General features: G+C 52.1%; 24 protein-coding genes. 19 read left to right on the top strand and 5 right to left on the bottom strand.

The genetic code is table 11. The features are described 5' to 3' along the window. The 4 genes from dnaA to gyrB are packed head-to-tail and all read left to right on the top strand — an operon-like array spanning nt 1 to nt 6,074. Nucleotides 1-1,398, top strand: a complete 1,398-nt coding sequence (dnaA, locus tag DMB82_RS00005; RefSeq protein WP_102117966.1) for a chromosomal replication initiator protein DnaA — start codon at nt 1-3, stop codon at nt 1,396-1,398. Nucleotides 1,399-1,402: 4 nt separating this feature from the next. Beyond that, nucleotides 1,403-2,503, top strand: coding sequence for a DNA polymerase III subunit beta (dnaN, locus tag DMB82_RS00010; RefSeq protein ID WP_116164523.1), 1,101 nt, complete (start codon nt 1,403-1,405; stop codon nt 2,501-2,503). 49 nt (nt 2,504-2,552) lie between these two features. Continuing rightward, nucleotides 2,553-3,638, top strand: coding sequence for a DNA replication/repair protein RecF (gene recF, locus DMB82_RS00015; RefSeq protein ID WP_116156052.1), 1,086 nt, complete (start codon nt 2,553-2,555; stop codon nt 3,636-3,638). Nucleotides 3,639-3,656: 18 nt separating this feature from the next. Beyond that, entirely contained in the window at nt 3,657-6,074 is a 2,418-nt protein-coding gene (gene gyrB / locus DMB82_RS00020; RefSeq protein ID WP_116164521.1) for a DNA topoisomerase (ATP-hydrolyzing) subunit B, read from the top strand. Nucleotides 6,075-6,210: 136 nt separating this feature from the next. Here the strand turns inward: gyrB and pdxR are convergent, their stop codons facing one another. Next, a complete protein-coding gene (gene pdxR / locus DMB82_RS00025; protein ID WP_039485138.1) occupies nt 6,211-7,638 on the bottom strand; it encodes a MocR-like pyridoxine biosynthesis transcription factor PdxR in 1,428 nt (475 codons plus the stop codon). A gap of 91 nt (nt 7,639-7,729) precedes the next feature. On the opposite strand from pdxR, the gene DMB82_RS00030 reads away from it, so the two are divergent. Both DMB82_RS00030 and DMB82_RS00035 read left to right on the top strand, forming a co-directional pair. Beyond that, entirely contained in the window at nt 7,730-8,161 is a 432-nt protein-coding gene (locus tag DMB82_RS00030; RefSeq protein ID WP_039485141.1) for a GNAT family N-acetyltransferase, read from the top strand. Nucleotides 8,162-8,328: 167 nt separating this feature from the next. Beyond that, a complete protein-coding gene (locus DMB82_RS00035; RefSeq protein WP_039485143.1) occupies nt 8,329-8,760 on the top strand; it encodes a carboxymuconolactone decarboxylase family protein in 432 nt (143 codons plus the stop codon). Between the two features lie 72 nt (nt 8,761-8,832). On the opposite strand, the gene DMB82_RS00040 is transcribed toward DMB82_RS00035, so the two are convergent. From DMB82_RS00040 to DMB82_RS00050, 3 genes are all read right to left on the bottom strand, one after another. Further along, nucleotides 8,833-10,023 carry an MFS transporter gene (locus DMB82_RS00040; RefSeq protein ID WP_116164519.1) on the bottom strand — a complete coding sequence of 397 codons (1,191 nt, stop codon included), beginning with the start codon at nt 10,021-10,023 and terminating at the stop codon, nt 8,833-8,835. A gap of 291 nt (nt 10,024-10,314) precedes the next feature. Continuing rightward, nucleotides 10,315-12,318, bottom strand: a complete 2,004-nt coding sequence (locus DMB82_RS00045; RefSeq protein WP_476739445.1) for a methyl-accepting chemotaxis protein — start codon at nt 12,316-12,318, stop codon at nt 10,315-10,317. 248 nt (nt 12,319-12,566) lie between these two features. Next, nucleotides 12,567-13,580 (bottom strand): LacI family DNA-binding transcriptional regulator, encoded by a 1,014-nt coding sequence (locus tag DMB82_RS00050; protein ID WP_116164517.1) that lies wholly within the window; start codon nt 13,578-13,580, stop codon nt 12,567-12,569. A gap of 211 nt (nt 13,581-13,791) precedes the next feature. Here DMB82_RS00050 and DMB82_RS00055 point away from each other — a divergent pair, with 211 nt between their 5' ends. The 8 genes from DMB82_RS00055 to DMB82_RS00090 all read left to right on the top strand — a co-directional run bounded on the left by DMB82_RS00055 (nt 13,792) and on the right by DMB82_RS00090 (nt 19,980). Next, complete coding sequence (locus DMB82_RS00055; protein ID WP_102117959.1) at nt 13,792-14,097, top strand: PTS sugar transporter subunit IIB; 306 nt, start codon at nt 13,792-13,794, stop codon at nt 14,095-14,097. A 16-nt stretch (nt 14,098-14,113) separates the two neighbouring features. Then, the gene (locus DMB82_RS00060) at nt 14,114-15,427 is read left to right on the top strand and encodes a PTS sugar transporter subunit IIC (RefSeq protein WP_116164515.1); all 1,314 of its coding nucleotides are present in this window, start codon (nt 14,114-14,116) and stop codon (nt 15,425-15,427) included. Beyond that, nucleotides 15,417-15,758 carry a PTS lactose/cellobiose transporter subunit IIA gene (locus DMB82_RS00065; protein WP_420849671.1) on the top strand — a complete coding sequence of 114 codons (342 nt, stop codon included), beginning with the start codon at nt 15,417-15,419 and terminating at the stop codon, nt 15,756-15,758. The genes DMB82_RS00060 and DMB82_RS00065 overlap by 11 nt, the downstream gene beginning before the upstream one ends. A 33-nt stretch (nt 15,759-15,791) precedes the next feature. Then, entirely contained in the window at nt 15,792-17,234 is a 1,443-nt protein-coding gene (locus DMB82_RS00070) for a 6-phospho-beta-glucosidase (RefSeq protein WP_116164513.1), read from the top strand. 155 nt (nt 17,235-17,389) lie between these two features. Beyond that, nucleotides 17,390-18,205 (top strand): sugar-phosphatase, encoded by an 816-nt coding sequence (yidA, locus tag DMB82_RS00075; protein WP_116156045.1) that lies wholly within the window; start codon nt 17,390-17,392, stop codon nt 18,203-18,205. A 254-nt stretch (nt 18,206-18,459) separates the two neighbouring features. Next, entirely contained in the window at nt 18,460-18,927 is a 468-nt protein-coding gene (locus DMB82_RS00080) for an Hcp family type VI secretion system effector (RefSeq protein ID WP_116164511.1), read from the top strand. Nucleotides 18,928-18,937: 10 nt separating this feature from the next. Next, the gene (locus DMB82_RS00085; RefSeq protein WP_116156044.1) at nt 18,938-19,558 is read left to right on the top strand and encodes a pesticin C-terminus-like muramidase; all 621 of its coding nucleotides are present in this window, start codon (nt 18,938-18,940) and stop codon (nt 19,556-19,558) included. After that, the gene (locus DMB82_RS00090; RefSeq protein ID WP_102117956.1) at nt 19,555-19,980 is read left to right on the top strand and encodes a lysozyme inhibitor LprI family protein; all 426 of its coding nucleotides are present in this window, start codon (nt 19,555-19,557) and stop codon (nt 19,978-19,980) included. Before DMB82_RS00085 ends, DMB82_RS00090 begins: the two co-directional genes overlap by 4 nt. A 45-nt stretch (nt 19,981-20,025) precedes the next feature. Here the strand turns inward: DMB82_RS00090 and DMB82_RS00095 are convergent, their stop codons facing one another. After that, the gene (locus DMB82_RS00095; protein ID WP_102117955.1) at nt 20,026-20,922 is read right to left on the bottom strand and encodes a LysR family transcriptional regulator; all 897 of its coding nucleotides are present in this window, start codon (nt 20,920-20,922) and stop codon (nt 20,026-20,028) included. A 142-nt stretch (nt 20,923-21,064) separates the two neighbouring features. Between DMB82_RS00095 and DMB82_RS00100 the strand changes: the two genes are divergently transcribed. The 5 genes from DMB82_RS00100 to DMB82_RS00120 all read left to right on the top strand — a co-directional run bounded on the left by DMB82_RS00100 (nt 21,065) and on the right by DMB82_RS00120 (nt 26,671). Continuing rightward, nucleotides 21,065-22,615, top strand: a complete 1,551-nt coding sequence (locus tag DMB82_RS00100; RefSeq protein ID WP_102117954.1) for an ABC transporter substrate-binding protein — start codon at nt 21,065-21,067, stop codon at nt 22,613-22,615. Nucleotides 22,616-22,844: 229 nt separating this feature from the next. After that, the gene (locus DMB82_RS00105; RefSeq protein ID WP_102117953.1) at nt 22,845-23,798 is read left to right on the top strand and encodes a nucleoside hydrolase; all 954 of its coding nucleotides are present in this window, start codon (nt 22,845-22,847) and stop codon (nt 23,796-23,798) included. A gap of 1 nt (nt 23,799) precedes the next feature. Next, nucleotides 23,800-24,789: a nucleoside hydrolase gene (locus tag DMB82_RS00110; RefSeq protein ID WP_102117952.1), complete on the top strand. Its 990-nt coding sequence runs from the start codon at nt 23,800-23,802 to the stop codon at nt 24,787-24,789. After that, nucleotides 24,789-25,766: an ABC transporter permease gene (locus DMB82_RS00115; protein WP_102117951.1), complete on the top strand. Its 978-nt coding sequence runs from the start codon at nt 24,789-24,791 to the stop codon at nt 25,764-25,766. The genes DMB82_RS00110 and DMB82_RS00115 overlap by 1 nt, the downstream gene beginning before the upstream one ends. Next, nucleotides 25,763-26,671, top strand: coding sequence for an ABC transporter permease (locus DMB82_RS00120; RefSeq protein ID WP_010296898.1), 909 nt, complete (start codon nt 25,763-25,765; stop codon nt 26,669-26,671). Before DMB82_RS00115 ends, DMB82_RS00120 begins: the two co-directional genes overlap by 4 nt. The last annotated feature ends 7 nt before the right edge of the window (nt 26,672-26,678 follow it).

The raw sequence follows: 26,678 nt of genomic DNA on the forward strand, positions 1-26,678 counted from the left end.
GTGTCACTTTCGCTTTGGCAGCAGTGTCTTGCCCGTTTGCAGGATGAGTTACCTGCCACAGAATTCAGTATGTGGATACGCCCGTTGCAGGCGGAGCTGAGTGATAACACTCTGGCGCTCTACGCCCCCAATCGCTTTGTGCTGGATTGGGTCCGTGATAAATACTTAAATAATATCAATATTCTGCTGAATGATTTCTGCGGGACGGATGCCCCTTTACTGCGTTTCGAAGTGGGAAGTAAACCGTTGGTTCAGACGGTAAGCCAGCCTGCGCAGTTGCATCACACTCCTGTCAGCGTGACACGGCAACAGCCAGTGCGTACGGCTCCGGTACGGCCAAGCTGGGATAACTCGCCTGTACAGGCAGAGCATACCTACCGTTCGAATGTGAACCCCAAGCATACGTTTGATAACTTCGTTGAGGGTAAATCAAACCAGTTAGCCCGCGCAGCGGCACGTCAGGTGGCCGATAACCCTGGTGGCGCATATAACCCGCTGTTTCTTTATGGTGGCACTGGCTTGGGTAAAACGCACTTATTGCACGCGGTGGGGAATGGCATCATTGCCCGCAAGCCCAACGCAAAAGTGGTTTACATGCACTCCGAGCGTTTCGTGCAGGATATGGTTAAAGCGTTGCAGAACAATGCGATTGAAGAATTCAAACGCTACTACCGTTCTGTTGATGCGCTGCTGATCGATGATATCCAATTCTTTGCCAATAAAGAGCGTTCACAGGAAGAGTTCTTTCATACCTTTAATGCGCTGCTGGAAGGCAACCAGCAAATCATCCTGACGTCTGATCGCTACCCGAAAGAGATCAACGGCGTGGAAGATCGCCTGAAATCCCGCTTTGGTTGGGGATTAACGGTCGCGATTGAACCGCCAGAGCTGGAAACCCGCGTGGCGATTCTGATGAAAAAAGCGGATGAAAACGACATTCGTCTGCCTGGCGAAGTGGCGTTCTTTATTGCTAAACGCCTGCGTTCTAACGTGCGTGAGCTGGAAGGCGCGCTGAACCGCGTTATCGCGAATGCCAATTTTACCGGCCGCTCGATCACCATTGATTTTGTGCGTGAAGCGCTGCGCGATCTGCTGGCGTTGCAGGAAAAACTGGTTACTATCGACAATATTCAAAAGACCGTGGCGGAATACTATAAAATCAAGGTAGCCGACCTGCTGTCTAAACGTCGTTCCCGCTCGGTGGCGCGTCCGCGCCAGATGGCGATGGCGTTGGCGAAAGAACTGACGAATCACAGCCTGCCGGAAATCGGCGATGCCTTTGGCGGGCGTGACCATACGACGGTGTTGCATGCCTGCCGCAAGATTGAGCAGTTGCGTGAAGAAAGCCACGACATCAAAGAAGATTTTTCCAATTTAATCAGAACTCTATCGTCATAACACTATGAAATTTATTGTTGAACGCGAACGTCTGTTAAAGCCATTACAACAGGTCAGCAGCCCGCTGGGCGGCCGACCGACTTTACCGATTCTGGGCAACCTGTTGATTCAGGTGACGGAAGGCGTGCTGTCGCTGACCGGTACCGATCTGGAAATGGAGATGGTAGCGAAGGTCGCGCTGACGCAACCGCATGAACCGGGTGCCACGACCGTCCCTGCCCGCAAACTGTTTGATATTTGCCGGGGTCTGCCGGAGGGCGCGGAAATCACGATTATGCTGGATGGCGATCGCATGCTGGTGCGCTCCGGCCGCAGCCGTTTCTCGCTGTCCACGCTGCCCGCAGCGGATTTCCCTAATCTGGACGACTGGCAGAGCGAGGTTGAATTCTCTCTACCGCAGGCGACGATGAAGCGTTTGATCGAAGCGACGCAGTTTTCGATGGCGCATCAGGATGTTCGCTACTACCTCAACGGCATGCTGTTTGAAACCGAAGGCGAAGAGCTGCGCACGGTCGCGACCGATGGTCACCGTTTGGCGGTTTGCGCCATGCCGGTTGGCCAATCTTTACCATCACATTCGGTGATCGTGCCGCGTAAAGGCGTGATGGAGTTGGTGCGTCTGCTGGATGGTGGTGATACCCCGCTGCAGTTGCAAATCGGCAGCAACAATATTCGTGCGCATGTCGGTGACTTCATTTTCACGTCGAAGCTCGTTGATGGTCGTTTCCCTGATTATCGCCGCGTATTGCCGAAGAACCCGGATAAAACACTGGAAGCCAGCTGCGACCTGCTCAAGCAGGCCTTCTCCCGTGCGGCGATTTTATCGAATGAAAAATTCCGCGGTGTGCGTCTGCATCTAATTAAGAATCAGCTCAAAATTACTGCTAACAACCCAGAGCAGGAAGAAGCCGAAGAGATTCTGGATGTACAATACGACAGCACCGAGATGGAAATCGGCTTTAACGTGAGCTATGTACTGGATGTGCTGAATGCGCTGAAATGCGAAGGTGTGCGTTTACTGCTGACCGATTCCGTTTCCAGCGTGCAAATCGAAGATAGCGCCAGCCGAGCGGCGGCCTATGTCGTCATGCCAATGCGGTTGTAGAATTATCGGGCAAGTTGACTTGCCCTTTCATCATTAAGATAACTGCAACATGGCCCTTACTCGTCTTCTCATCAAAGATTTCCGCAATATTGAGGCGGCCGATTTGGCGCTGGTTTCTGGCTTTAATTTTTTGGTCGGCGCCAATGGCAGCGGTAAAACCAGCGTGCTGGAAGCGATTTATACGCTCGGGCACGGGCGAGCGTTTCGTAGCATCCAGGCGGGGCGCGTGATTCGTCACGATCAGCCGGAATTTGTGCTGCATGGTCGTATTGACGGTATCGAAACGGAGCGATCCGTCGGGTTAAGCAAAAACCGTCAGGGTGACAGCAAAGTGCGGATTGACGGCAGCGACGGTCATAAAATTGCTGAACTGGCGCAACTGCTACCGATACAACTGATCACCCCGGAAGGATTTACCCTGCTCAACGGCGGCCCGAAATTTCGTCGCGCCTTTCTCGACTGGGGCTGTTTCCATAATGAACCCGGATTTTTCGCGGCCTGGAGCAACATGAAGCGTTTGTTGCGCCAGCGTAATGCAGCGCTGCGTCAGGTGAGTCACTATGGGCAGCTTAGAGCCTGGGATCAGGAATTGGTGCCGTTGGCAGAACGTATCAGCGAATGGCGTGCGCAATACGCTGAGGCGATTGCCAATGATATTGCCACGACCTGTACGCAATTTTTGCCTGAATTTTCGCTCAGTTTCTCTTTCCAGCGCGGCTGGGATAAAGAAAGTGAGTATGCAGAACTGCTGGAACGGCAGTTCGAACGCGACCGTATGTTAGGTTATACGGCGCTGGGGCCGCATAAAGCCGACTTCCGCATCCGCGCCAGCGGCGTGGCCGTCGAGGATATGCTGTCCCGTGGTCAGCTCAAGCTGCTGATGTGTGCGCTGAGGCTGGCTCAGGGTGAATTTCTCACCCGTCAGAACGGACTGCGCTGTCTGTATCTGATCGATGATTTTGCTTCCGAACTGGATAGTACCCGCCGCCGTTTGCTGGCTGAACGGTTAAAAGCCACCCATGCACAGGTTTTTGTTAGTGCCGTCAGCGCTGAACAGATAGAGGACATGGTTGGTGAAAAGGGCAAGATGTTCCGCGTAGAACAGGGTAAAATAACGGTTCAATCACAGGACTAAAATGAGCGAGAAACGTTGATGTCGAATTCTTATGACTCCTCAAGTATCAAGGTATTGAAAGGGCTGGATGCGGTACGTAAACGCCCAGGTATGTATATCGGCGATACGGACGACGGTACCGGCCTGCATCACATGGTATTCGAGGTTGTGGACAACGCTATCGACGAAGCACTCGCTGGCTATTGTAAAGACATTATCATCACCATCCATGCTGATAACTCGGTATCGGTGCAGGATGATGGCCGTGGTATTCCTACTGGCATTCATGAAGAAGAAGGGATTTCCGCGGCTGAAGTTATCATGACTGTGCTGCATGCGGGCGGTAAATTCGATGATAACTCATATAAAGTCTCTGGTGGCCTGCACGGCGTAGGGGTTTCCGTGGTTAACGCCCTGTCAGAAAAACTGAAACTGGTTATTCACCGCGACGGAAAACTTCACGAACAAACCTATAAACACGGCGTGGCGCAGGCTCCGCTGGCGGTTACGGGTGAAACCAACAGAACCGGTACGACGGTACGCTTCTGGCCGAGCCATGAGACGTTCACCAATGTGCTGGAATTCGAATATGAAATTCTAGCCAAGCGTCTGCGTGAGCTGTCGTTTCTGAACTCCGGCGTCTCTATTCGCCTGATTGATGAGCGTGAGAAAGATAAAGCCGATCATTACCATTATGAAGGCGGCATCAAGGCGTTTGTTGATTACCTGAACCGTAACAAGACGCCAATCCACCCGAACGTGTTTTATTTCTCGATGACGAAAGACGACATCGGTGTTGAAGTGGCGTTGCAGTGGAATGATGGCTTCCAGGAAAACATTTACTGCTTTACCAACAACATTCCGCAGCGTGATGGTGGTACGCACCTTGCCGGTTTCCGTGCCGCGATGACCCGCACGCTGAATAACTACATGGATAAAGAAGGCTACAGCAAGAAAGCCAAAATCAGCGCCACCGGTGACGATGCGCGTGAAGGGCTGATTGCCGTGGTGTCCGTGAAAGTACCCGATCCGAAATTCTCCTCGCAGACCAAAGACAAACTGGTTTCCTCCGAAGTGAAAACCGCTGTTGAATCGCTGGTGAACGAAAAGCTGGTGGATTACCTGATGGAAAATCCGTCAGACGCCAAAATTGTGGTCGGTAAAATCATCGATGCCGCACGTGCCCGTGAAGCGGCGCGCAAAGCGCGTGATATGACGCGTCGTAAAGGTGCGCTCGATCTGGCTGGCCTGCCGGGCAAGCTGGCGGACTGTCAGGAACGCGACCCAGCACTGTCTGAACTGTATCTGGTGGAAGGGGACTCGGCGGGTGGCTCTGCTAAGCAGGGGCGTAACCGTAAGAATCAGGCGATTTTGCCGCTGAAAGGTAAAATCCTGAACGTCGAGAAAGCCCGTTTTGACAAGATGCTTTCCTCGCAGGAAGTCGCGACGCTGATCACCGCGCTGGGCTGTGGTATTGGCCGTGATGAATACAACCCGGACAAATTGCGCTATCACAGCATCATTATCATGACCGATGCCGACGTCGATGGTTCGCACATCCGTACCCTGTTGTTGACCTTCTTCTATCGCCAACTGCCTGAAATTGTTGAGCGTGGCCACGTGTATATTGCGCAGCCGCCGCTGTACAAAGTGAAAAAAGGCAAGCAAGAGCAGTACATCAAAGACGATGAAGCGATGGATCAGTACCAGATCGCACTGGCGCTGGACGGCGCGACGCTGCACACCAATGCTGAAGCGCCTGCGCTGGCGGGTGAACCGCTGGAAAAACTGGTTTCTGAGCATTATGCCGTGCAGAAACAAATTGGCCGCATGGAACGCCGCTTCCCGCGTGCGTTACTGAACCGTTTGATCTATCAGCCTACACTGTCCGAAGCCGATTTAGGCGAGCGTGAAAAAGTACAGGCGTGGGCGGAATCGCTGGTTAGCAGCCTGAACGCAAACGAAGTGCACGGCAGTACGTACAGCTTTGTGATTCACCACGACGAAGAGCGTAGTGTATTCGAACTGGCACTGCGCGTACGTACGCACGGTGTGGATACCGATTATCCGCTGGGCGCAGGCTTTGTTGCCGGTAGCGAATATCGCAAGTTGAATCAGTTGGGTGAAAAATTGCGCGGCCTGATTGAAGAAGATGCGTATATCGAACGTGGTGAACGTCGCCAGCCGGTTGCCAGCTTCGAACAAGCGCTGGAGTGGCTGGTGAAAGAGTCCCGCCGTGGCTTAACCATACAGCGTTATAAAGGTCTGGGGGAGATGAACCCCGATCAACTTTGGGAAACCACGATGGATCCGGCCAGCCGCCGCATGCTGCGTGTAACAGTGAAAGATGCCATTGCTGCCGATGAGCTGTTCACGACCCTGATGGGTGATGCGGTTGAACCGCGTCGTGCGTTTATCGAAGAGAACGCCCTGAAAGCGATGAATATCGATATCTAATTCGATCTACGTTGTTATCGTTATCTGAGCCAGCTCCCTGTGGAGCTGGCTTTTTTACGCCACTAAACTTACCAAGTCCGCAGTCGATCCCGCTACAGAGAAGGCGGCAGTGCTGGCTAACCGTCGGATAGCGCTTCTACTGTGACTGAATGGCAGCCATCAATCGGCAGACCAGTGTTTTCGCCATCTCCGGTTCGGTCACGTTGGCGAATCCCATCAGTAGCCCACTGTGTGATGTCCTGCGAATTTGCCACTGGCTCAGAGCCTGAATGGCAAGGCCGTTAGATTGGGCCGCCGCAGCCAGCAATTTGTCATCCTCCCGCTGAGCCAGCTTCGCGAGTACATGAATACCACCTGCCTGCGGCTGGATGTCCAGACGTGAACCTAACGCCTGCAAGAGTGCATCGACCAAATAGCCGCGTCGCGTTGCATAAAGCGAGCGCATCCTTCGTAGGTGGCGAGCAAAGTGCCCTTGATCCATGAAATCGGCCACCGTTGCCTGAGGCAGAATCGAACCAGGGCCACAAAGGTGATTTGCCGCGTCCCTAAACCGCTCGACCTGCGGTTCAGGAACAACCAGATAGGCCAGACGCAAGCCTGGGAACAGCACCTTGCTGAAGGTGCCTGTATAAAGCACGCGTCCATCGCGATCCAGGCTTTTTAGCGGTGGTAGTGGTCGGCCGTGGTAACGGAACTCACTGTCGTAGTCATCTTCAATGATCCACGCTTGGCGGTGGCTGGCCCATTCTAGCAGTTGTAACCGCCTTGGCAGGGATAGTGCTACCCCCATCGGACTTTGGTGCGTCGGTGTCACCAAGGCAAAACGTGCATCGGCAGCTCGCTGTTGGCCGATGTCTACATTCAAACCGTCTTCATCTACGGGCACAGGCTCCAGATTCATGCCCGCACGCTCCAGAAACTGGCGGGCGAAAATGTAGCCAGGATCTTCGTACCACCCAACATCACCGGGTTGTAACAATGCGCGGCATACCAGTTCCAACGCACCCCGGTAGCCGGGTGTAATGAATACCTGCTCGTGCGTGCAAGTGATGCCACGTGAGATAGCGAGATAGGTCGCAATGGATCGGCGCAGAGGTTCGTATCCCACAGGATCGGGATAATTCATGGCTACCGTATCCAGCGTGCGAAGATTGTGGCCGGACAAACGTGTCCAAACCTTGCGTGGAAACGCATCTAGTGCCGGCAAACCCAGTTGGAAAGGCTGGGGGGAATCGACCGCCAGCGCTTTCGGCTGAGAATGCGCCTTGGCGGCAGGTTGGGACACCGTGACAGGCAGTGACTCGCCAAGACTGTCCAGATGGGGCGAAACGATCGTGCCTGCCGGGCCACGAGCCAGAAAATAGCCCTCACTGATGAGAATCTGGTAAGCCATTTCGACCGTACCCCGTGCCAGATTCAGTTCACTGGCGAGGCTGCGAACGGAAGGTACGCGATCTCCTGGATGGAGTTTTCCGGCGGCAATCGCGTCTCGGTAGCGTCGATACAACTGCAAATAGATCGGCGCATCGTGCTTTCGGATTGGTCTCAACGGCTGAATATTCATATGCCATGTCCTATTTATTTATTCATTTTTTGCACCTTTTTACTAGGTCATTATTTTCCTAAAGTACGGATTCCATGACAAGGAGATCGACATGAGCCACTTCCGATTGAGCCTTATTGACAGCGAGCAGGACTACTTGGCCTGTTTTGACAGCATGCACGAACTGCGACCTCATCTTCTCGATGCTGCCACATTCGTGGCACAGGTTCGCCGCCAAGCCCTGCAAGGCTATCGTCTGATGGCAGCTTGGCAGGGCGATCGGGTCATGGCGGTGGCGGGTTATCGCATCCAGGAAAACCTGCTGTATGGACGGTTCCTCTACGTCGACGATCTGGTCGCCGTTGCGGGAGCCCGCCGTCAGAGTCTGGGCGGCATGCTGATTGAGGCGCTGCGTGAGGAAGCTCAGCGGCAAGACTGCGCCCATCTGGTTCTCGATACCGCCTTGGGGAATGCCCTTGCGCAACGTTTCTATTTCCGCCAAGGTCTGCTGTCCAAAGGGTTGCATTTTAGCCAAGCGTTATAGGTACAACGAACGATGCATCCACTTCTTTTTCTGGAATACCGCCCTGTTCGTCATGGATATTCGCAACATGCAGCTCGTGTACTTGCAGAGCTGTCCGAAGCATTGGCCAAAACACGCCATGCGTTGATTTCGTTTCTTGTTCTTTCACTTCCTACCGGAGACCTTCCATGAGCACACTTCGCTTGCCTTACCAAACTCTCTCGCCTGAAGCCTACCAAGGGCTTACCCTCACCAAGAAAGCGCTGGACAAGAGCAGTCTTGGAAAACCGTTGATCGAACTGGTCTATTTGAGGATTTCGCAAATCAATGGCTGTGCCTTCTGCCTGGAGATGCACGCAGCGGCCTTGCGTGCTGGCGGCGTACCGGATGCTAAGCTAGACAGCCTGGCTGGCTGGCGTGTGAGCGATCATTTCAGTGAACGCGAGCGCGTGGCGTTGGCCTGGACGGAATCGCTGGTGGATGTGGCTCGTAGCCACGCACCTGATGAGGATTTCGAACCACTTAAGGCACATTTCAGCGATACGGAAGTTGCCGACCTGAGCTTTGCCATCTCGCTGATGAGCGCTTTCAATCGCTTGGCGATCGGCATGCGTCAGTAAGACGTGGGTATACGGATGGCTTTGCCGCCATCCGCCGTTTGAGCATGTGCCGTGTCTCTTCACCGCCTTTCATCAGGCCAGCGCGCGTCGTTTGGCGCTGCGCATTTCCTGTAGCAGGGTGATGAAAGACGTGATCAACATAAAGATGACGGCAGACCAGAAAATGGCGTGAGGATGGCCGTTATCCAGCAGCCAGCCGAACAGCACGGGCCCCGCTGCGCCACCCAGATTAAAGCCGGTGGAGACAATCCCAAACACCCGACCTTCCGCCCCCGGTGGGGATGCGGCACGCACCAGCATATCCCGAGAAGGGGCAATCATGCCGGAGAGGAAACCGGCAGCTGCCAGCAATGGCACAAGCACGATAGTCGGTAAGGAATACATGGCAACGATACTGACCAGCACGGCGGTTACGGCTAGCGCAGCCGTCGCCACCAGCCCGTGACGCTTGGTTTTATCCGCCAGTGAGCCGCCAGCCAATACGCCAAAGGCGCTGGCGAACAGGAACGCGGTCAGCGCTACGTTAGCCTGTGACAGCGACAAATCGTAGCCCGTGACTAGCGCCGTCACCGAGAAGTTCTGGATTGAACCCGTACTTAAATTCAGCAGCAGGAACAGAATGAGCAGCGCCAGAATCGGCAGCGTGAAAACGGGTGCGCGCGATTTGCTTGGCTGGGTGCCTGTTGCTGCCGCGGGTTTCACTCGGATGGGCTCATCGCGATCGGTCAGAAGCAGCGGTATCGTCAGCAAGCCGAGAACGCCGGAAACGATGAATGCGCTATTGATGCCGGAAAAGGCGGCAACGGACAGCAAAATACCGGGCGCAATGGCCGTGCCCAGAAAGCCGGAAAACGTATGCACCGAGAACGCGCGGCCCATGCGTTTCTCATCAATCCCGCGCGACAGCAAGGCGTAATCCGCCGGATGGTAAACTGCGTTCGCTACCCCAGCGAGTCCCATCGCGGCGATCAGCCAAACGTAGCTGCCTGAAAAACCGAGCGAGAGAAAACAGAGGCTTCCGAGCGTGATCCCGGCGGTTAACGTACGGCGTGCGCCGATACGGTCCACCATAAAACCAATCGGTGTCTGCACGCAGGCGGAGACAATGTTGAATACGCTGAGCGCAAAACCAAGCTCGACAAAACTAATATCACGCTGGGCTGACAGCAGCGGAATGAGCGCGGGCAGCACCATCATATGGAAGTGACTCACCAGATGCGCTGATGAGATTTGCGCTAGTAGCGGTAGTTTTATGAATTTCATGTTGTTTTTGCAGCTTACAGGTCTGTAGATTTTATTATCGTGAGAGCTGGCGCAGGAACAGGGCGTCACTCCCTGGCAAATGGATCATAAGGTTAGCCTATTACTTATATCATCTATGGCGAATATTGATACCCGCCTTTTCGACAGAATAGGGAGAGAATGGCATGACGAGTAAATCGTATTTGGGAGGGTATTTGGTCAGATTCGTTCGAGGATTGCTGTCCACGCTGGGAATAACGCACAGGCCGTTTCCGGCCCGTGCGGGTGAGTTGGTGAAGGAAGAAATGGTGATTACGAGAGCTTAAATACCAGCACCGTTTGCGCGAGCTGTCTGGCCTGTTCTTCCAGTGACGCCGCCGCCGCCGTGGCTTCCTGCACCAGCGCGGCGTTCTGTTGGGTGACACCATCCATCTCGTGAACGGCCTGTGTCACCTGACTGATCCCGCGCGATTGTTCATCCGACGCTGAGACGATCTCATCCATGATGTCTTTTACCGACGTGACGGCACTCAGCATTTCTTGCATGGTCTCACCGGCGTTCTGCACCAGCGTGACCCCGCTATCGACGCGGCTGGCGGACTCTGTAATCAGCGCGGTGATATCTTTTACGGCACTGGCGCTGCGCTGCGCGAGATTACGCACCTCGTTGGCAACAACGGCAAAACCGCGCCCTTGTTCGCCCGCTCTGGCCGCTTCCACCGCCGCGTTGAGTGCCAGAATATTGGTCTGGAACGCGATGCCGTTGATGATACTGGTAATGTCGGCAATTTTCTTCGAACTGTCGTCGATCTCATTCATTATATGAACAACCTGACCGACAATCTTGTCGCCTTTCTGGGCAATGTGAGCCGCGTTCTGCGCCAGCGTTGTGGCGTTATGGGCGTTATCCGCATTCTGTTTCACCGTCGCCGTAATCTGTTCCATGCTGGCGGCGGTTTCTTCCAACGCCGCTGCCTGCTGCTCGGTGCGCGAAGCAAGATCGATGTTGCCTGCCGCAATTTCCGTCGCACCGTGGCTGACGGATTCGCTGGTGCTAATTAGCTGCTCGGCGATATCTCTCAACTGTGCCTGCATGGTGTGCATTGCGTAAAAAATACTGCCGTCGTCCTTTGGCTGCACGGGGATAATTTGCGTTAAATCCCCTTGTGCCACGGACAGCGCGATCTGCGCGGCCTGAGCGGGTTCCCCGCCGATAGGACGGGCAACCTTGTGGTTAAAGATGATGCCCAGTACACCGGAAACGACCACGATACTCAGCACCATAAGCAGTAGCGCCATGTTGCGCTGCTGCACCGTTTCCGCCATCACCACATTAACGGGAGCAGACAGGCCGAGCATCCAGGGCGTTCCGGTATCGCCGATGGTGACTGGCACATACACGTTAAACGCCGGCGTGTTCAGCACGGCACTGTTACGTTCGATCTGATAAGGCTGACCGGTGGTGGCATGTTCAAGCAGCGTTGGGTCATTTTCAATTTTTTTGGTCACCCGAGCGTTGTCGGGATGAGAAATATAGGCACCCGTATGGGACAGCAGCTGTGCATAGCCTGAGCCTTTATAGGGTTTGATGTCGTTAGTGAGCCGTTGCAGTGTATCCAGCGAAAAATCAGCGGTGACGGAGCCGTAAAATTTGTTGTTGATGATGATAGGCACGGCAATGGAGGTCAGCAGGACATCGACGCCGTTGTAGGGGTAGCTATACGGTTCCAGAATCACTTCTTTCTGGAGCTTCTTCGGCAGCAGGTAGTAGTCGCCGCTGCCGGGCGTTTCATAATCCACAAGATTATGCAGAGCAACGTTGCCTGCGGTATCGCGATCGACATAGCGGACGAAGCGGCCTTGAGGGTCCTGATCGGGTTGACTGGCGAACTCCCGATCTTTGCCGTCAAACGCATCGGGTTCCCACGCCAGCGACATCGAAAGGAAGTCGGGATGACTCTTCAGCGCATTCTTCAGCAGTGTCTCCGCAGTTTTTCGATCGGCGTTACCTGCTTCTTGCAGGCTGACCACGCTCTGCACCAAATTACGTGCCGCATGGAGTGCGACATCCAGTTTTTGCTGAATCAGGTAGCTGTTGGTATACGCCGTTTGCTCAAGATACTGCTGTGCGATGGTCTTTTGCTGCTGGCCAGATTGCCAAATCAGCAGGCCGATGGTGAGAATAAAACCGAGTGCGATGGTGGTGACGCCCGCCAGGAGCATCAGCATCCGTGTGCTGAGTTTTCTTCTTAACGCGGTTGGCGAGGAATGAATGGGTAGATTGCTGTGATTAACCGGTAACAGTGTTGTAGACATATGCGTAATATCCTCGAGGATATAAGCGCCTGTAGGCACCTTGTTTCATAAAAGAATCAATCGATTGTCTTCCTTTCTGTTTTGGCGTCATTCCCTTGCGCGACTCGTCATTATTTGTGATGTAAGTCACAAATAAATTATCGGCAAGAAACACTACGTCTTTAGGTTATTCACGAAAATGTCACAAATCAGGTGGTACTTAAATCAAGATAGCAGTGAGGCAGGACGCCTCACTGCGTGAGCGAGGATTAGGCGGCAGGGCCTTTGTTGACGGAATCGCGGATAATCAATTCGCCTTTGAAGGCTGGCGTAGGCGCGATGGTTTCACCCTCCAGCCAGCACAGCAGTTTCTCAAGGGTATAGCTGATCATCTCGGCGACGGGCACATGCACGGTAGTGAGGGGCGGGTAGAACCATGATGCCATCGGTAAATCATCGAACCCCAGTAGCGAGACATCCTGCGGAATCGCGAGGCCGTGTTCGCGTAGCGCTTTGGCCGCGCCAATCGCCATATCGTCATTACTGGCGACCAGTGCACTGAAGGTGGCTGACCGCTGAAGCAGGGTTTTTGCTGCCGTATAACCGCTGTCATGGGTCCAGTCGCCTGACGCAACCAACCTGTCATTATAGGGAATCCCGTTTTCCTCCAGCGCCTGCCGGTAGCCCGCCAGTCGGCTTGTACCCGTGGGGGAGTTCGCCGATCCACAGACAAAGGCGATATCACGGTGGCCCTGTCCTATCAGGTAATTGACGGCATCATGGCAGTGCTGCTGGTGATTGGCGCAGATGCCATTATCGCCGTGCTGATGCAGTGTGCGGTTCACGACCATGATCGGCTGATCGTGCTGTTCGATAATCTCTTCCAGTTCATTCGTAGAGAGAAAACGCGGATAGATAATGACGGCATCGCAGCGTAAATCGAGCAGGAACTGGATCGCTTCGCGCTCTTCTTCCGCGCTGTGCTTGCCATCTGCCATGATGAGCTGCCGCCCGTATTTCTCCGTCATGGTTGCCGTTTGGAACAGCAATTCGCTGAAATAGGGGCCGCTGTACAGCGTGTTGGTCACAACCAAACCAATAATTTGCGATTTGCTCGTGGCGAGCTGGCGCGCCAGCAGGTTGGGCCGGTAGCCAATCTCTTCAATCGCCTGGAATACCCGATCCCGCGTGGTTTTACTGACGTAGTTATTCCCTGTCAGCACGCGTGATACGGTGGCTTTGGATACACCGGCTTTTTTCGCTACATCGAGCATGGTTACCATCGTACTTTCTCGTTTTCCTGTGCTGCCTGATGTCGTCATTATAGGGAAAAATCCTCCTTTTTTATCACCAATAACAAGTGTAGGGATAAAAATATTCCCCGATTGCGCTATTTATGATCGCCTTCAAAAAACAGTAAAAACAATATGAAACCGGTTGCATATTATTTTTTGTCTTGCTTGAATAATAAAAAAAAGGACGGTGAGGTGCAGTATGAATAAGATTTTACTCTGTTGCGCAGCAGGAATGTCTACCAGCATGCTGGTACAGCGGATGGAAAAGGTCGCCGAGAAAAAGGCGATCGCTGTTGAGATAAAAGCCGTGGGTTTTGAAGAGTTTAATGAGCTAATTGATGAATATGATTGCTGCCTTCTTGGGCCGCAAATTAAGTATAAACTGCCTGAATTCAAGGCGATAGCTGACGAGAAAGCGAAGCCGATTGCGGTCATTAATATGGTCGATTACGGCATGATGAATGGGGAAAAAGTCCTCAATGATGCCCTGGCGATGATCAATTAGTATAACGGGAGGAATAATGAGTAAATTAACCGAGTCATTATTCAGCATTATCGAAAACCGTATTAGCCCCATTGCGGCAAAACTCTCCAGCCAGCGTCATGTTGTGGCAATTAAAGATGGCTTTATTGCCTCGATGCCGTTTTTAATTGTCGGTTCTTTTATGATGTTATTCGCCCATCCGCCTTTTAGCCCGAATAGTGAATGGGCTTTTGCGCAGTGGTGGCTGGGGATGGTGGAACGCCACGGCGAACAAATCATGATGCCCTACAACATGACGATGGGCATTATGGCGGTGTATATCACCAGCGCCATCGCTTATAACCTGGCGCAGAGCTATAAAATGAACGGTTTTATGGCGGCCAGTCTGTCGCTGATGTCGTTCATGGTGGTGGCCGCTCCGCAAATCGACAAAAGCCTGCCGGTGGGGTCGCTGGGCGGCGAGGGGATTTTCACTGCGATTATCGTGGCGATCTATTCGACGGAGCTGATGCATTTCTTGCAGAAGCGCAATATTGGTATTCGCCTGCCTGAACAGGTGCCGCCGAAAATTCGCCAGTCTTTCGATCTGCTGATCCCGATTCTTGCCATCTTCCTGACGCTCTTCCCGCTTAGCCTGTTTATGCAGAGCCAATTCGGCATGCTGTTACCGCAGGCGATCATGGCCGTCTTCGCGCCGATTATCTCGGCATCCGACTCGCTCCCTGCCATCCTGATCGCGGTGCTGCTCTGCCACCTGCTGTGGTTTGCCGGGATTCACGGTGCGGTTATCGTCGGCGGCATTTTGCAGGCGTTCTGGCTGACCAACTTAGGGATCAATCAGGAAGCGTTTAACGCGGGTGCACCGATCACCAAAATCTTTATTGAACCCTTCTGGCAGTTCTTCATTACGGTGGGCGGCTCGGGAGCGACCATGGGGCTGGTCTTCCTCTATCTGCGCAGCCGTTCTGCTCACCTGCGCGCCATCGGCAAGTTGGCCGTGGTGCCGAGCATGTTCAACATCAACGAACCGGTGATTTTTGGTTCACCTATCGTGATGAACCCGCTGATGTTTATTCCGTTTATTACCGCGCCGTTGGTGAACGCTACCCTTGCCTATATCGCGTTAAAAACCGATTTGGTGCACCGCGTGATTTCTCTTGCGCCCTGGACAACGCCGGGCCCGATTGGCGCCGCCTGGTCTACGGGGTGGGACTGGCGTGCGGTGGTGCTGGTGGGGGTACTGATTGTCGTCTCGTCCCTAATCTATTACCCCTTCTTCAAAATGTATGAACGTCAGCTGATCGCACAAGAAGTGGGGACAGCAGAGGAGGCAGTGAGTGATGCGCGATGAAACCATGCTTGATGAAACGACGGTAATGGAACTGATTATCTATGCGGGAGAAGCGCGCTCCAGCTCGATGGAAGCGCTGAGCGCCTCCAGAAAATACGACTGGGACAAGGCTGAGGAACTGCTGAACACCGCTTCCGTTGCGGCGCGCAAAGCCCACCAAATTCAGACGGCCTTGATTGGTGCCGATGAGGGCAGCGGGAAAATCCCGGTCAACCTGATTCTGGTTCACGCGCAAGATCACCTGATGAACGCGATGCTATGCCGTGAACTGGTGGAGGAGCTGATTCAACTGCATCGGGAAATCTCTACCCTGAAACAGCTTATAAATTAATAGTATGCAAACCTGAAATGAGAAGGAAATAACATGTCTGTTCAACAATTACCGAAAGACTTTCTGTGGGGCGGCGCGGTAGCGGCGCATCAAGTTGAAGGTGGTTGGGATCAAGGTGGCAAAGGCGTCAGCATTTGCGATGTCCTGTCCGGCGGTGCCCACGGCGTTGACCGTGTGATCACCGATGGCGTACAGCCTGGTGTCAGTTATCCAAACCATCAGGCGGTGGAGTTCTACTCCCACTATAAGCAGGATATTGCTCTGTTCGCCGAAATGGGCTTCAAATGCTTTCGCACCTCGATTGCCTGGGCGCGTATTTTCCCCAATGGTGATGAGCTGGAGCCGAATGAAGCAGGCCTGCAATTCTATGACGACCTGTTTGATGAGCTGTTGAAATACAACATCGAGCCAGTGATTACGCTGTCTCACTTTGAAATGCCGCATCATCTGGTTAAGCAATACGGCGGCTGGCTGAACCGTAAAGTGGTGGATTTTTTTGTCCGCTACAGCGAAGTGGTCATGAAGCGTTACCAGTCCAAAGTGAAATACTGGATGACTTTCAATGAGATAAACAACCAGCGTAACTGGCAGTATCCGCTGTTTGGCTACTGCTGTTCCGGCGTGATTTTTACCGATCACGACAAGCCGGAGCAGGCGATGTACCAAACGCTGCACCACCAGTTTGTCGCTAGTGCGAAAGTGGTGAAGCTGGGTCATGAAATTAACCCGAATTTCAAAATTGGCTGCATGCTGGCGCTGGTGCCGATCTATCCGTGGTCATGCCATCCAGATGACGTGATGTTTGCACAGGAAGCGATGCGTGAGCGTCACCTGTTCGGTGACGTGCAACTGCGTGGCTACTACCCGTCCTACATCCTGAAAGAGTGGGCACGCAAAGGCTATCAGATTGATATGCAGCCAGAAGATGAACAGACGCTGCGCGAAGGCTGCACGGACTATCTGGGCTTCAGCTACTACATGAGCAGCGCGGTGCAACTGTCGGCGAAAGGCCAGAAAAAGGAAGATGCGATTACGGGCTTTGACGGCGGCGTGAAAAACCCGCACGTGAAGGCATCGGAATGGGGCTGGCAGATTGACCCGGTTGGCCTGCGCTATACGCTGAACAGCTTCTACGAGCGTTATCAGAAACCGATGTTCATCGTCGAAAACGGCTTTGGCGCGGTAGACAAGGCGGAAGCCGACGGCAGCATTAACGATGATTACCGCATCGAATACCTCAAAGCGCATATCGATCAGATGAAGAAAGCCGTCGTCGAAGACGGCGTGGAACTGATGGGCTATACCCCGTGGGGCTGCATCGACTGCGTGTCGTTCACCACGGGCCAGTACAACAAACGCTACGGTTTCATCCATGTGGATAAACACGATGATGGCACTGGCACGTTCAAGCGCTCGAAGAAAAAGAGCTTTGACTGGTATAAGAAGGTGATCGCCAGCAACGGCGCCGAGCTATAACAGCGATTGCAGGAAACGTTGGTCACAGGGCCGTGCTTAACCGCACGGCTTTTTACGTTGCATGTCATACGCCTGTCACCCTGCCGTATTTCACTAACGACTTCATCGCTGAATCGCGTTAGCATGAAAACAGATAACTTGATGCTGGAAAAATTATGTCTGTAAAACTGATCGCTATTGATATGGACGGGACGTTGCTGACGCCCCAAAATCAAATTTCACCTGCGGTAAAAGCCGCGATTGCCGCTGCCAGAGAGAAAGGCGTGCAAGTTGTGCTGGCTACCGGTCGCCCTTATATCGGCGTGGAACGCTACCTGAGGGAGTTGGATTTGCAGCAGGAAGGCTGTTACTGCATCACCAATAACGGTGCGCTGGTACAGCGTACGGTCAATGGCGACTGTGTGGCGCAAACGGCGCTGAGCTTCGATGATTATCTCTATTTCGAAGCGCTGGCCTGCAAACTTGGCGTCCATTTCCACGCGTTGGACTTCAATTTTGTCTACACCGCCAATAAAGATATCAGCCCTTACACCATTCATGAATCTCACCTGACCGGGATGCCGTTGAAGTATCGTGCGGTAGAAGAAATGGATCGCAGCCTGACGTTCCCGAAAGTGATGATGATTGATGAGCCAGAGATCTTGGATCGCGCCATCAGTCAACTTCCACCGGAAGCCTTTGAACGCTATACCATTATGAAGAGCGCTGAATACTATCTGGAAATTCTGGATAAGCGCGTCAACAAAGGTGAAGGCGTGAGGATGCTGGCGGAGCACCTCGGCATTCCACGCGAAAGTGTCATGACGCTGGGTGACCAGCAGAACGATCTGGCGATGATTCGCTATGCGGGTATCGGTGTCGCGATGGGCAATGCCATCGATGAAGTGAAAGAAGCCAGCCAGTTTGTCACCAAAACCAACATGGAAGACGGCGTCGCCTACGCGATCGAGAAATTTGTGCTGAATGCCTGATTATTTACATATAAAGCCGAATAGCCATCAACGATGGCTATTCCATGACTAATTACTTTTCACGATATTTAATATCATGGTTTTTAATGGTAGCCAGTCAAAAAATACTAAAATTAAATACTGTTTAATAAAATAAAACCTGTTATTAATTTCAATTTTATATTGAGCTGTTTTATCATTTTTTCTTGCTATTTATGTGGTGTATGATTTCCTTGATAAAAATAATTTAATCTAAACTAACAAGGATAGTGTATATGTCATACCTCATTTATCTCACCTTAGAAGGTGATCAGCAGGGGTTAATTTCCTCTGGATGTTCGACGGTTAATTCTATTGGCAATCGTTATCAATCTGGGCATGAGAATCAAATTCAAGTCTTAGGGTTAAACCATACAATAACGAGGGAAGAGAATATATCGCATCATCCTATACAACTCATTAAACCTATAGATAAGTCGTCTCCATTACTCGGCGTGTCAGTGACATCAAATGAAAAGCTAACGGCAAGTTTTTTCTTCTATCGAACCAATATGGCAGGGCAATTAGAAGTATTCTACGAGTTAATATTGACTGATGCGCGAATTGTATCTATTTCTTCATCATATCCTAACTCAATAAATAATAATGATTCTATTCCTTATGAGGAAGTCATGCTGAAGTATGCCAGTATATCTTGGTCGCATAAAATAGCAGGCACATCGGGTTATAGCATTTGGAATTAGAGAGCTGATTATGAGCGATATAAATGATGGAGCATCACTAATAAAGGATGGGAAATTAACATTTAACTCTGAAGGAAATAATATAAAAGGCTCAAAATATTATAGTAGGGTTATTCACTATCCAGAAAGAGGTGGGTTGTCGGGTGTGACCATTGGCCGAGGATACGATATGGGGAAAAGAACACGACAAGAAATTTATTCGGATTTAACGATGGCTGGAATTTCTCAGGAAAAATCCACTATAATATCTCATTCAGCAGGACTGATAGGATTTCAAGCTAAAGAATTTGTTAGGGTGAATAAGGATAAAATTGGAGAAATAACAGAGCAACAGCAGATTTCTTTATTTAAACACACGTATAGAAGTTATGTAATAAGAGCGAGATCGGTATACAATCAAAAGACAAAAGATATGCGGGAAAAGCCTGACTGGGAAGAGCTTCAGCCAGCGATAAGGGATATCTTGATTGATATCGTATACCAAGGCTATAGGGGGGATACAATAATGTTGGCAGCAACAACGAATAACATAGATGATATCATTTCTTTAATAATGAACTCATCTGAGCTTAGAAGGGATGAAAATAGCAGGAATAGGGTGAAATATCTAAACGAAAGCAGGGCTAGATGATGATTATAAAAAAAGTACTTTTCATTTTTTTTCTTCTATTTCCATTTTTTTTAAATGCAAAAACGACTGACGATTATCTGAACGAGAGTAAAATGGGAATATGCAAAGAAATGATAGAGCAAGAGGGCGAAATTAGCGTGTATGAGTGTGCTTATTTAATGGTGAAAGAGTCTGATAAAAAACTCAATAAAAGGTTGTCAGAAAGAACTTTAGAATTAGTTAAAATAAATGACAACGACATCATCAAGGCATTCAAGAAGCATCAACGTTCATGGGAAAGGTATAAAAAAGACCGATGTACATACGTAACATCAGGCACGGAAAAAGATAGCGCAGCGTATCAATTCCACTTAAATCTCTGTAATGCAACCGAAAACTACCGAAGAATCGAGACGTTGGAAGATGAGCCTGGGTTCCCATAATTGCCATGTTAAATATTCAAGCCTTCAGTGTGGCACGCCCAAATACTATTTCAACGCCAAACTTTCCGCTATTTTTTCTTTCATCACCTGAGTGATGTGATTCACCACCTGGCTGCGGGGAATTTGCGGGGGATAAACCGCGCAATACGCCATTTTTATATCAGGATTGAAAGGCTTAACGATAACTGGCGAAGGGCTGTTCAGGGCGGTAATAAAATCCACCACGCCGATGCCGACGTTTCTTGAAGCCAGCACGCAGCAGTTAGCCATTGAGGTTTCGATGGGGTTATGCAGATAGATTTGCTCTTTTCTGGAGGAGATATCAAGCTGCGCCCGCAGTGGTGTGGTTCTTCCTGGCAGAATAGCGCGCGTACTGGCCAGGTCGGCAAGCGTAATTTCATCCGCTGTGGCAAGAGGGTGATCCACCGCTAACACCGCGACAGCACTGGCGTCCGCCAGTGGTTCAGCTTCCAGCCCTTTGATGCCCGGCTGGCCAAAAATAAAGCCGACGTCATACTGATTTTCAGAAATGGCGCTCGTAATATGGCTGCTGCTTTCGATGTCTAAAAACAGGGAAAGATCGGGGTATTTCTTGAGTAAGGTAGGGAGAACCTGATCTGAACAAAGAAACGAGAGCGCCTGAACGGCGGCGATGCGCAGCACGCTGCCCTTGGCATGGCGAATTTCATCCGCAATCATCCCGATGTGATCCAACCCCAGATAAAGACGCTCGACTTCGCGATACAGCTTCATCGCCTCCGCGCGTGGAACTAGGCCGCGTCCGTCCCTATCGAACAGCTTAAGGTTCAGTGCGTCTTCAAAGTCCTTAATGAGTCGGCTGACCGCGGGCTGGGTGATGTACATCATGTTTGCGGCAGCGGTGATGCCTCCAGTGAGGATGACTTTATGAAAGGCTTCAACCTGGCGGGGATTGATACGCATGCTCGTCACCTTAAAACATAACATTTAGTTATCAATTTAACACAAAATGCAATTTTTCATTATCCAATCTCGCGCATAGACTGACAATCATAAGATTTAATACACTTCACTAGTAATCAATCATGGAATAGAGGGTTAGTGAATGAAGAAATCAACGCTGGCGTTATTGTTTACCGTTTTATTTTCATCTTCACCTTTGGTTTATAGCGCGGACCTGAATATCGGTTTGGCTTCCTCCACCACATCAATGGATCCACAGTTTTATGTGAGTGGGGCGAATAGCGCAATGGCGCGCAATATTTTTGACGGTTTGGTTGTACAGGATGAAAAACAGCAGATTGCATCTGCCCTGGCAACCAGTTGGAAAGTGATTGACGACAAGACGTGGGAATTTGCATTGCGTCCTGGCGTTAAGTTTCACGACGGCAGTGATTTTACGGCTAAAGATGTGATTGCCAGCATTAAGCGTGTTGCGCTGGCATCGAAAAACAGCCCTAGTTCTTATGCACCTTACGTCAGCGACATTGCTGAGGTAATAGAAGTAAATCCACTAACGGTGCGGATTAAGACAAAAGAGGCTTCGCCGCTGCTGCTGAATAATTTAAGTCGAGTTTCCATTTTGCCTGCTCGACTTGAGAACGTCCCAACGGAAACGTTGAATTCAGGAAAAGATGTGATTGGTACAGGGCCATTCAAATTTGTTTCCTGGGTGCCGGACGACCGGGTAGTCCTTGTTCGAAATGACGATTACTGGGGAGGAAAAGCAGAGTGGGACAACGTTACTGTCCGTGTATTTAAAAACAGTAGTGCACGTGTAGCAGCTGTATTATCCGGTGATGTGGACATGATTGAAAACGTTCCAACAGCCGATAGCAGTAATATTGAAAAAAATCCGCAGTTAAAAACGATTTCAACACCAGGGAATCGTGTTATTTACCTTCACATGGACCAGCAGCGAGAGGAATCACCGTTCGCCAAAGGTCCTGATGGTAAAAACCCATTACTAAAAAAAGAAGTACGCCAGGCGATGTCTTTAGCTATTAATCGCCAGGCAATCGTCGACCGTGTGATGGAGGGGCAGGCTGTTGTTGCCTCTCAGCTTGTACCGAAGGGGTACCTAGGCTATTCCGCTTCCATTCCTGCGCCGGTTTATAATCCGGAGAAAGCCAAACAGGAACTGGCGGCGGCGGGTTACCCCGACGGCTTCACGCTGACCTTCCACGCGTCGAACGATCGTTATCCTAATGATTCTAAAATTGCTCAGGCCATTGGCCAAATGTTCACACGGGCTGGTATCAAAACCGAGGTGGTTACGATGCCCGGCAGTGTGTACTTCTCACGTGCGTCCCGTCTCGAATTTAGTTTGATTATGGGCGGGGCCGCGATTGAAACCGGGGAAGCTTCTGGCGTATTGGGGCCATTGTTAGAAACCTTTGGCCCCAATGCAGGACAGGGTAATCGTGGTCGCTATTCCAATCCTGTCTTTGATAAAACGCTGAACGAAGCACGTGTCACGCTGGATGAAACCAAACGTGGTGCGCTGCTGGCTGAGGCGATGAACATTGGCATGAACGATCTGGGTGTGATTCCGGTGATGTTCCTGTCCAACACCTGGGCGATGAAAAAGCAGTATACCTACGTGGGCCGTTCCGATGCCTACACGCTGCCGTACTTCGTCCGTTCCGCGAAATAGTCACCTGTCATTTATGATTCAAATAAGGGGTGAGTATTCACCCCTTATCTATCCGTAACAAGGAGAACGGAGTGAATACATTTAGCGGTGTTTTTCCCTATCTGGTGTCACCCGGTTCTCTTTAACACCTAATAGCTTTGTTATTTTTCACGCTATATAGAGGTGTGGGGTTTTCTGCACCTTGATGTTCGGCAGTACCGATTAAAAAGAGAAAAGGAATCATCGAAGGATGAGCGCTTTACCTATTATTATTGATTGTGATCCGGGGATAGATGACGCGATTGCGTTATTAAGTGCATTTGTGGCACCAGAGTTGGATATTCGCGGTATCTGCACGGTGTGCGGTAACCAGTCGCTGGACAAGACGGTGCATAATGCGCTGCAAATTGTTGAACTGGGGCAGCGCACGGATATCCCCGTTTTCGCTGGCTGCCATCGGCCGCTGCTGCGCGACCCTATTCATGGCCAGTTTCACGGCGAAAGCGGACTGGGCCAGACGGTGCTTCCTGCGCCACAAAAACAGGCCGACGCGCAGCATGCGGTGAATTTTATCATTGAGCAGTGTCGTCAGGCGATCGCTGACGGCATGCCGATCACGCTCTGTACATTAGGGCCGTTAACCAATGTCGCGATGGCGCTGCGTATGGCACCTGAGATTGCTGGCGGTATTGCACGCATCGTGATGATGGGCGGCGCGTACCGCGAAGCGGGCAACCGCAGCCTGACGTCTGAATTCAATATGATTGCCGATCCGCAGGCCGCCAAGGTGGTGTTTGACTCGTCGATTGCCATCGTCGCGCTACCGCTGGATGTCACGCATCAGGTGATTTTAACGCCGGAATTAGTGGCGCGTTTCATTGCGTTATCCGGACGCATCTCCGCGCCGTTGGGTGAAATGATGGCGTTTTGGGATCGCAATGATATCCGCCGCTACGGCTCACGCGGCGGCCCGCTACACGATCCGCTGGTCATCGCCTGGGTGCTGGCACCGCACTGCTTCACGACGGAAAAAGCCAGCGTTTACATTGAGCAGGAAAGCGAACTGTGCATGGGGCAGACCGTTGCCGACTGGTACGGAAAAACCGATCGTCAGCCGAATGTCGATGTGGTGACGGGGGTTGATGCTAAACAGGTTGTCGAGCTGTTTGCCGGCCTATTGAGCCGCTACAGCGAGGGTGTCTGACATGGTTCGAGAACGCATTATTATTGATACCGACCCCGGCGTCGACGATGCGATAGCCATCTGGCTGGCATTGGCGTCGCCCGAGCTGGACGTGCTTGGGATTACCGTGGTGGCAGGCAATGTGCCGCTTGCCGCCACGCTGCCGAACGCCTGCAATGTGGTAGGGGTGACGGGCAGAACTGATGTGCCGATTTTTGCGGGTGCCTCGCGCCCACTCATCCGCGATCAGGTGTTCGGTAAATATGCCCATATCGGCAAGTTTTCCTCTGAGTGGTTGCCAGAAAGCACGCTGTCACCGGAACAGGAACACGCCGTCGATTTTCTGGTGCGGATGACGCGTCAGGCGGCGGCCGACAATAACCCGATCACCATTTGTTCACTGGGCCCGCTGACGAATCTGGCGTTGGCGCTGTGTTTTCACCCTGATGTCGCTCGCGGCATCAAACAGATTGTGTCCATGAGCTGCGCCTTTACCGCGATGGGGAATCGCGTGCCGTGGGCGGATTTTAACGTTTATGCCGATCCGCATGCGGCGGAAATCGTTTTTTCTTCCGGTGTTCCGATTGTCATCATGCCGCTGGATGTGACCTTTCAGGCGCTGATTCAAACAGAACAGGTTGATGCCATCGCACGTAGCGGCGGTGCGCCGGGTAAGGCCATGGCCGCGCTGCTGCGCATGTTTGACCGTAGCGAAGTTGAGCGCTTTGGCCGTGAAGGTGGACCGATTCATGATGCGACCGTCATTGCGTGGCTGTTGAAGCCCGAGCTATTCAAGTCAAAACACGTTCGCGTCGGGGTGGAAATTTCCGGTAAGACCATGGGTTACGTGTTTGCCGATTTTTATCACAAGCTGGGTGAGCCAGCGAATGCGCTGGTCATGCGGGAAATCGACGAACAAGGATTCCTCGGGCTGATTGCCGATCGCCTGCGTCGCTATGGCTCTGAAGCAATCAATGATGTTAAAGCAATCAATGGATCTGAGGAGCGCTGATGGTCGCCTACCTGCTGAGCCGAATCGGACAAACGCTGCTGACGCTGGCTGTGATGTCGGTGCTGGTGTTTGTGGGGGTTTATCTGGTCGGTAATCCGGTCGATATGCTATTGAGTGCGACGGCCACGCCAGCGGAACGGCTGGCGGTGATTCAGTCCTTTGGTCTGGATAAGCCCGTCTGGGAACAGTACGGGCTGTTTGTCTGGAACGCCTTTCAGGGCGACATGGGCAACTCGTTTATCTTTAACCAACCCGCGCTGACACTGATTTTTCAGCGCATGCCTGCCACGCTCGAACTGGCGATGGTGGCGTTCGTGATGGCGCTGGTTGTCGGTATTCCGCTGGGGATTTACGCTGGCCTGAAGCCAGACAGCGCGGTGTCCAAATCCATCATGACCTTTTCCATCCTCGGCTTTAGCCTGCCCACGTTCTGGATTGGGCTGGTGATGATCATGCTGTTCAGCGTGAAGCTCGGCTGGCTGCCGTCCTCTGGCCGGGGCGATACTCACGATCTCTTCGGTATTCCATTCAGTTTTCTGACCCGCGATGGTCTCGAACACCTGCTTTTACCTGCGTTTAACCTTGCACTGTTTAAAATCTCGCTGGTTATCCGCCTAATGCGTGCGGGCGTGATGGAGTGTCTGCAACAGGATTATGTACAGTTTGCCCGTGCTAAAGGGCTGTCAGAAACCCGCATCGTGCTGGTTCATGTGCTGCGCAACACGCTGATTCCACTGATTACCGTGCTGGGGCTGGAGCTGGGATCGCTGATCGCGTTTGCCGTGGTCACGGAAACCATTTATGCCTGGCCGGGCATGGGCAAGCTGATTATCGACTCGATTGCCGTGCTCGACCGCCCGGTTATCCTGGCTTATCTGATGATTACCGTCGTGATGTTCAGCGTGATTAACCTGCTGGTCGATTTGCTGTATGTGCTGGTCGATCCGCGTGTGCGGCTGGGAGGAGACAAGGGATGACGGGGAATACGATACACCAGCCCGCTGCGGTGCAAAAAACCACACATCCGGTGATGCGCGTCATCGTGGCGCTGATTAACGATCGGCTGGCGCTATGCGGACTGATCATGCTGGCGATTTTTGTGCTGCTGGCACTGCTTGCTCCGCTTCTTTCGCCGCAGAATCCCTACGATCTGATGCAGCTCGATATCATGGATGGCCGGCTTGCACCGGGTGCGCAGAGCATGGCGGGCATGACGTATTGGCTGGGGACGGACGATCAAGGGCGCGACCTGTTCAGCGCCATTCTGTACGGCACCCGCATCAGCCTGATAGTGGGCTTCTCCAGTGCGGTGCTTGCGCTGCTGATTGGTGCCTCGCTGGGGCTGATTAGCGCCTACGTCGGCGGAAAAACGGATGCCACGATCATGCGTATCGTGGATATCCAGCTCAGTTTCCCCCCCATCCTGATTGCGCTGATCCTGCTGGCGGTGCTGGGGCAAGGGGTCGATAAGATTATTATGGCGCTGGTGGTGACCCAGTGGGCTTACTACGCGCGCACGATTCGCGGTTCGGCGCTGGTAGAGCGTCGCCGCAGCTACGTGGATGCGGCGCGCAGCATGGCGTTGTCCAACCGCCGTATCCTGTTTCGCCATATTTTACCGAACTGTCTGGCACCCCTTATCGTGGTGGCAACGATGCGCATCGCCTACGCCATCATGCTGGAAGCCACGCTCTCGTTTTTGGGGATCGGGCTGCCCGTGACGGAACCGTCGCTGGGGCTGCTGATCTCAAACGGTTTTGAATACCTGATGTCGGGCGACTACTGGATCAGCTTCTTTCCGGGGCTGACGCTGCTGCTGCTGATTGTGGCGATCAATCTGGTCGGGGATGCGCTGCGCGATATCCTCAACCCGCGGAATTAATCTGTGG

This window comes from Pectobacterium aquaticum, from assembly GCF_003382565.3.
GTDB classification, from domain to species: domain Bacteria; phylum Pseudomonadota; class Gammaproteobacteria; order Enterobacterales; family Enterobacteriaceae; genus Pectobacterium; species Pectobacterium aquaticum.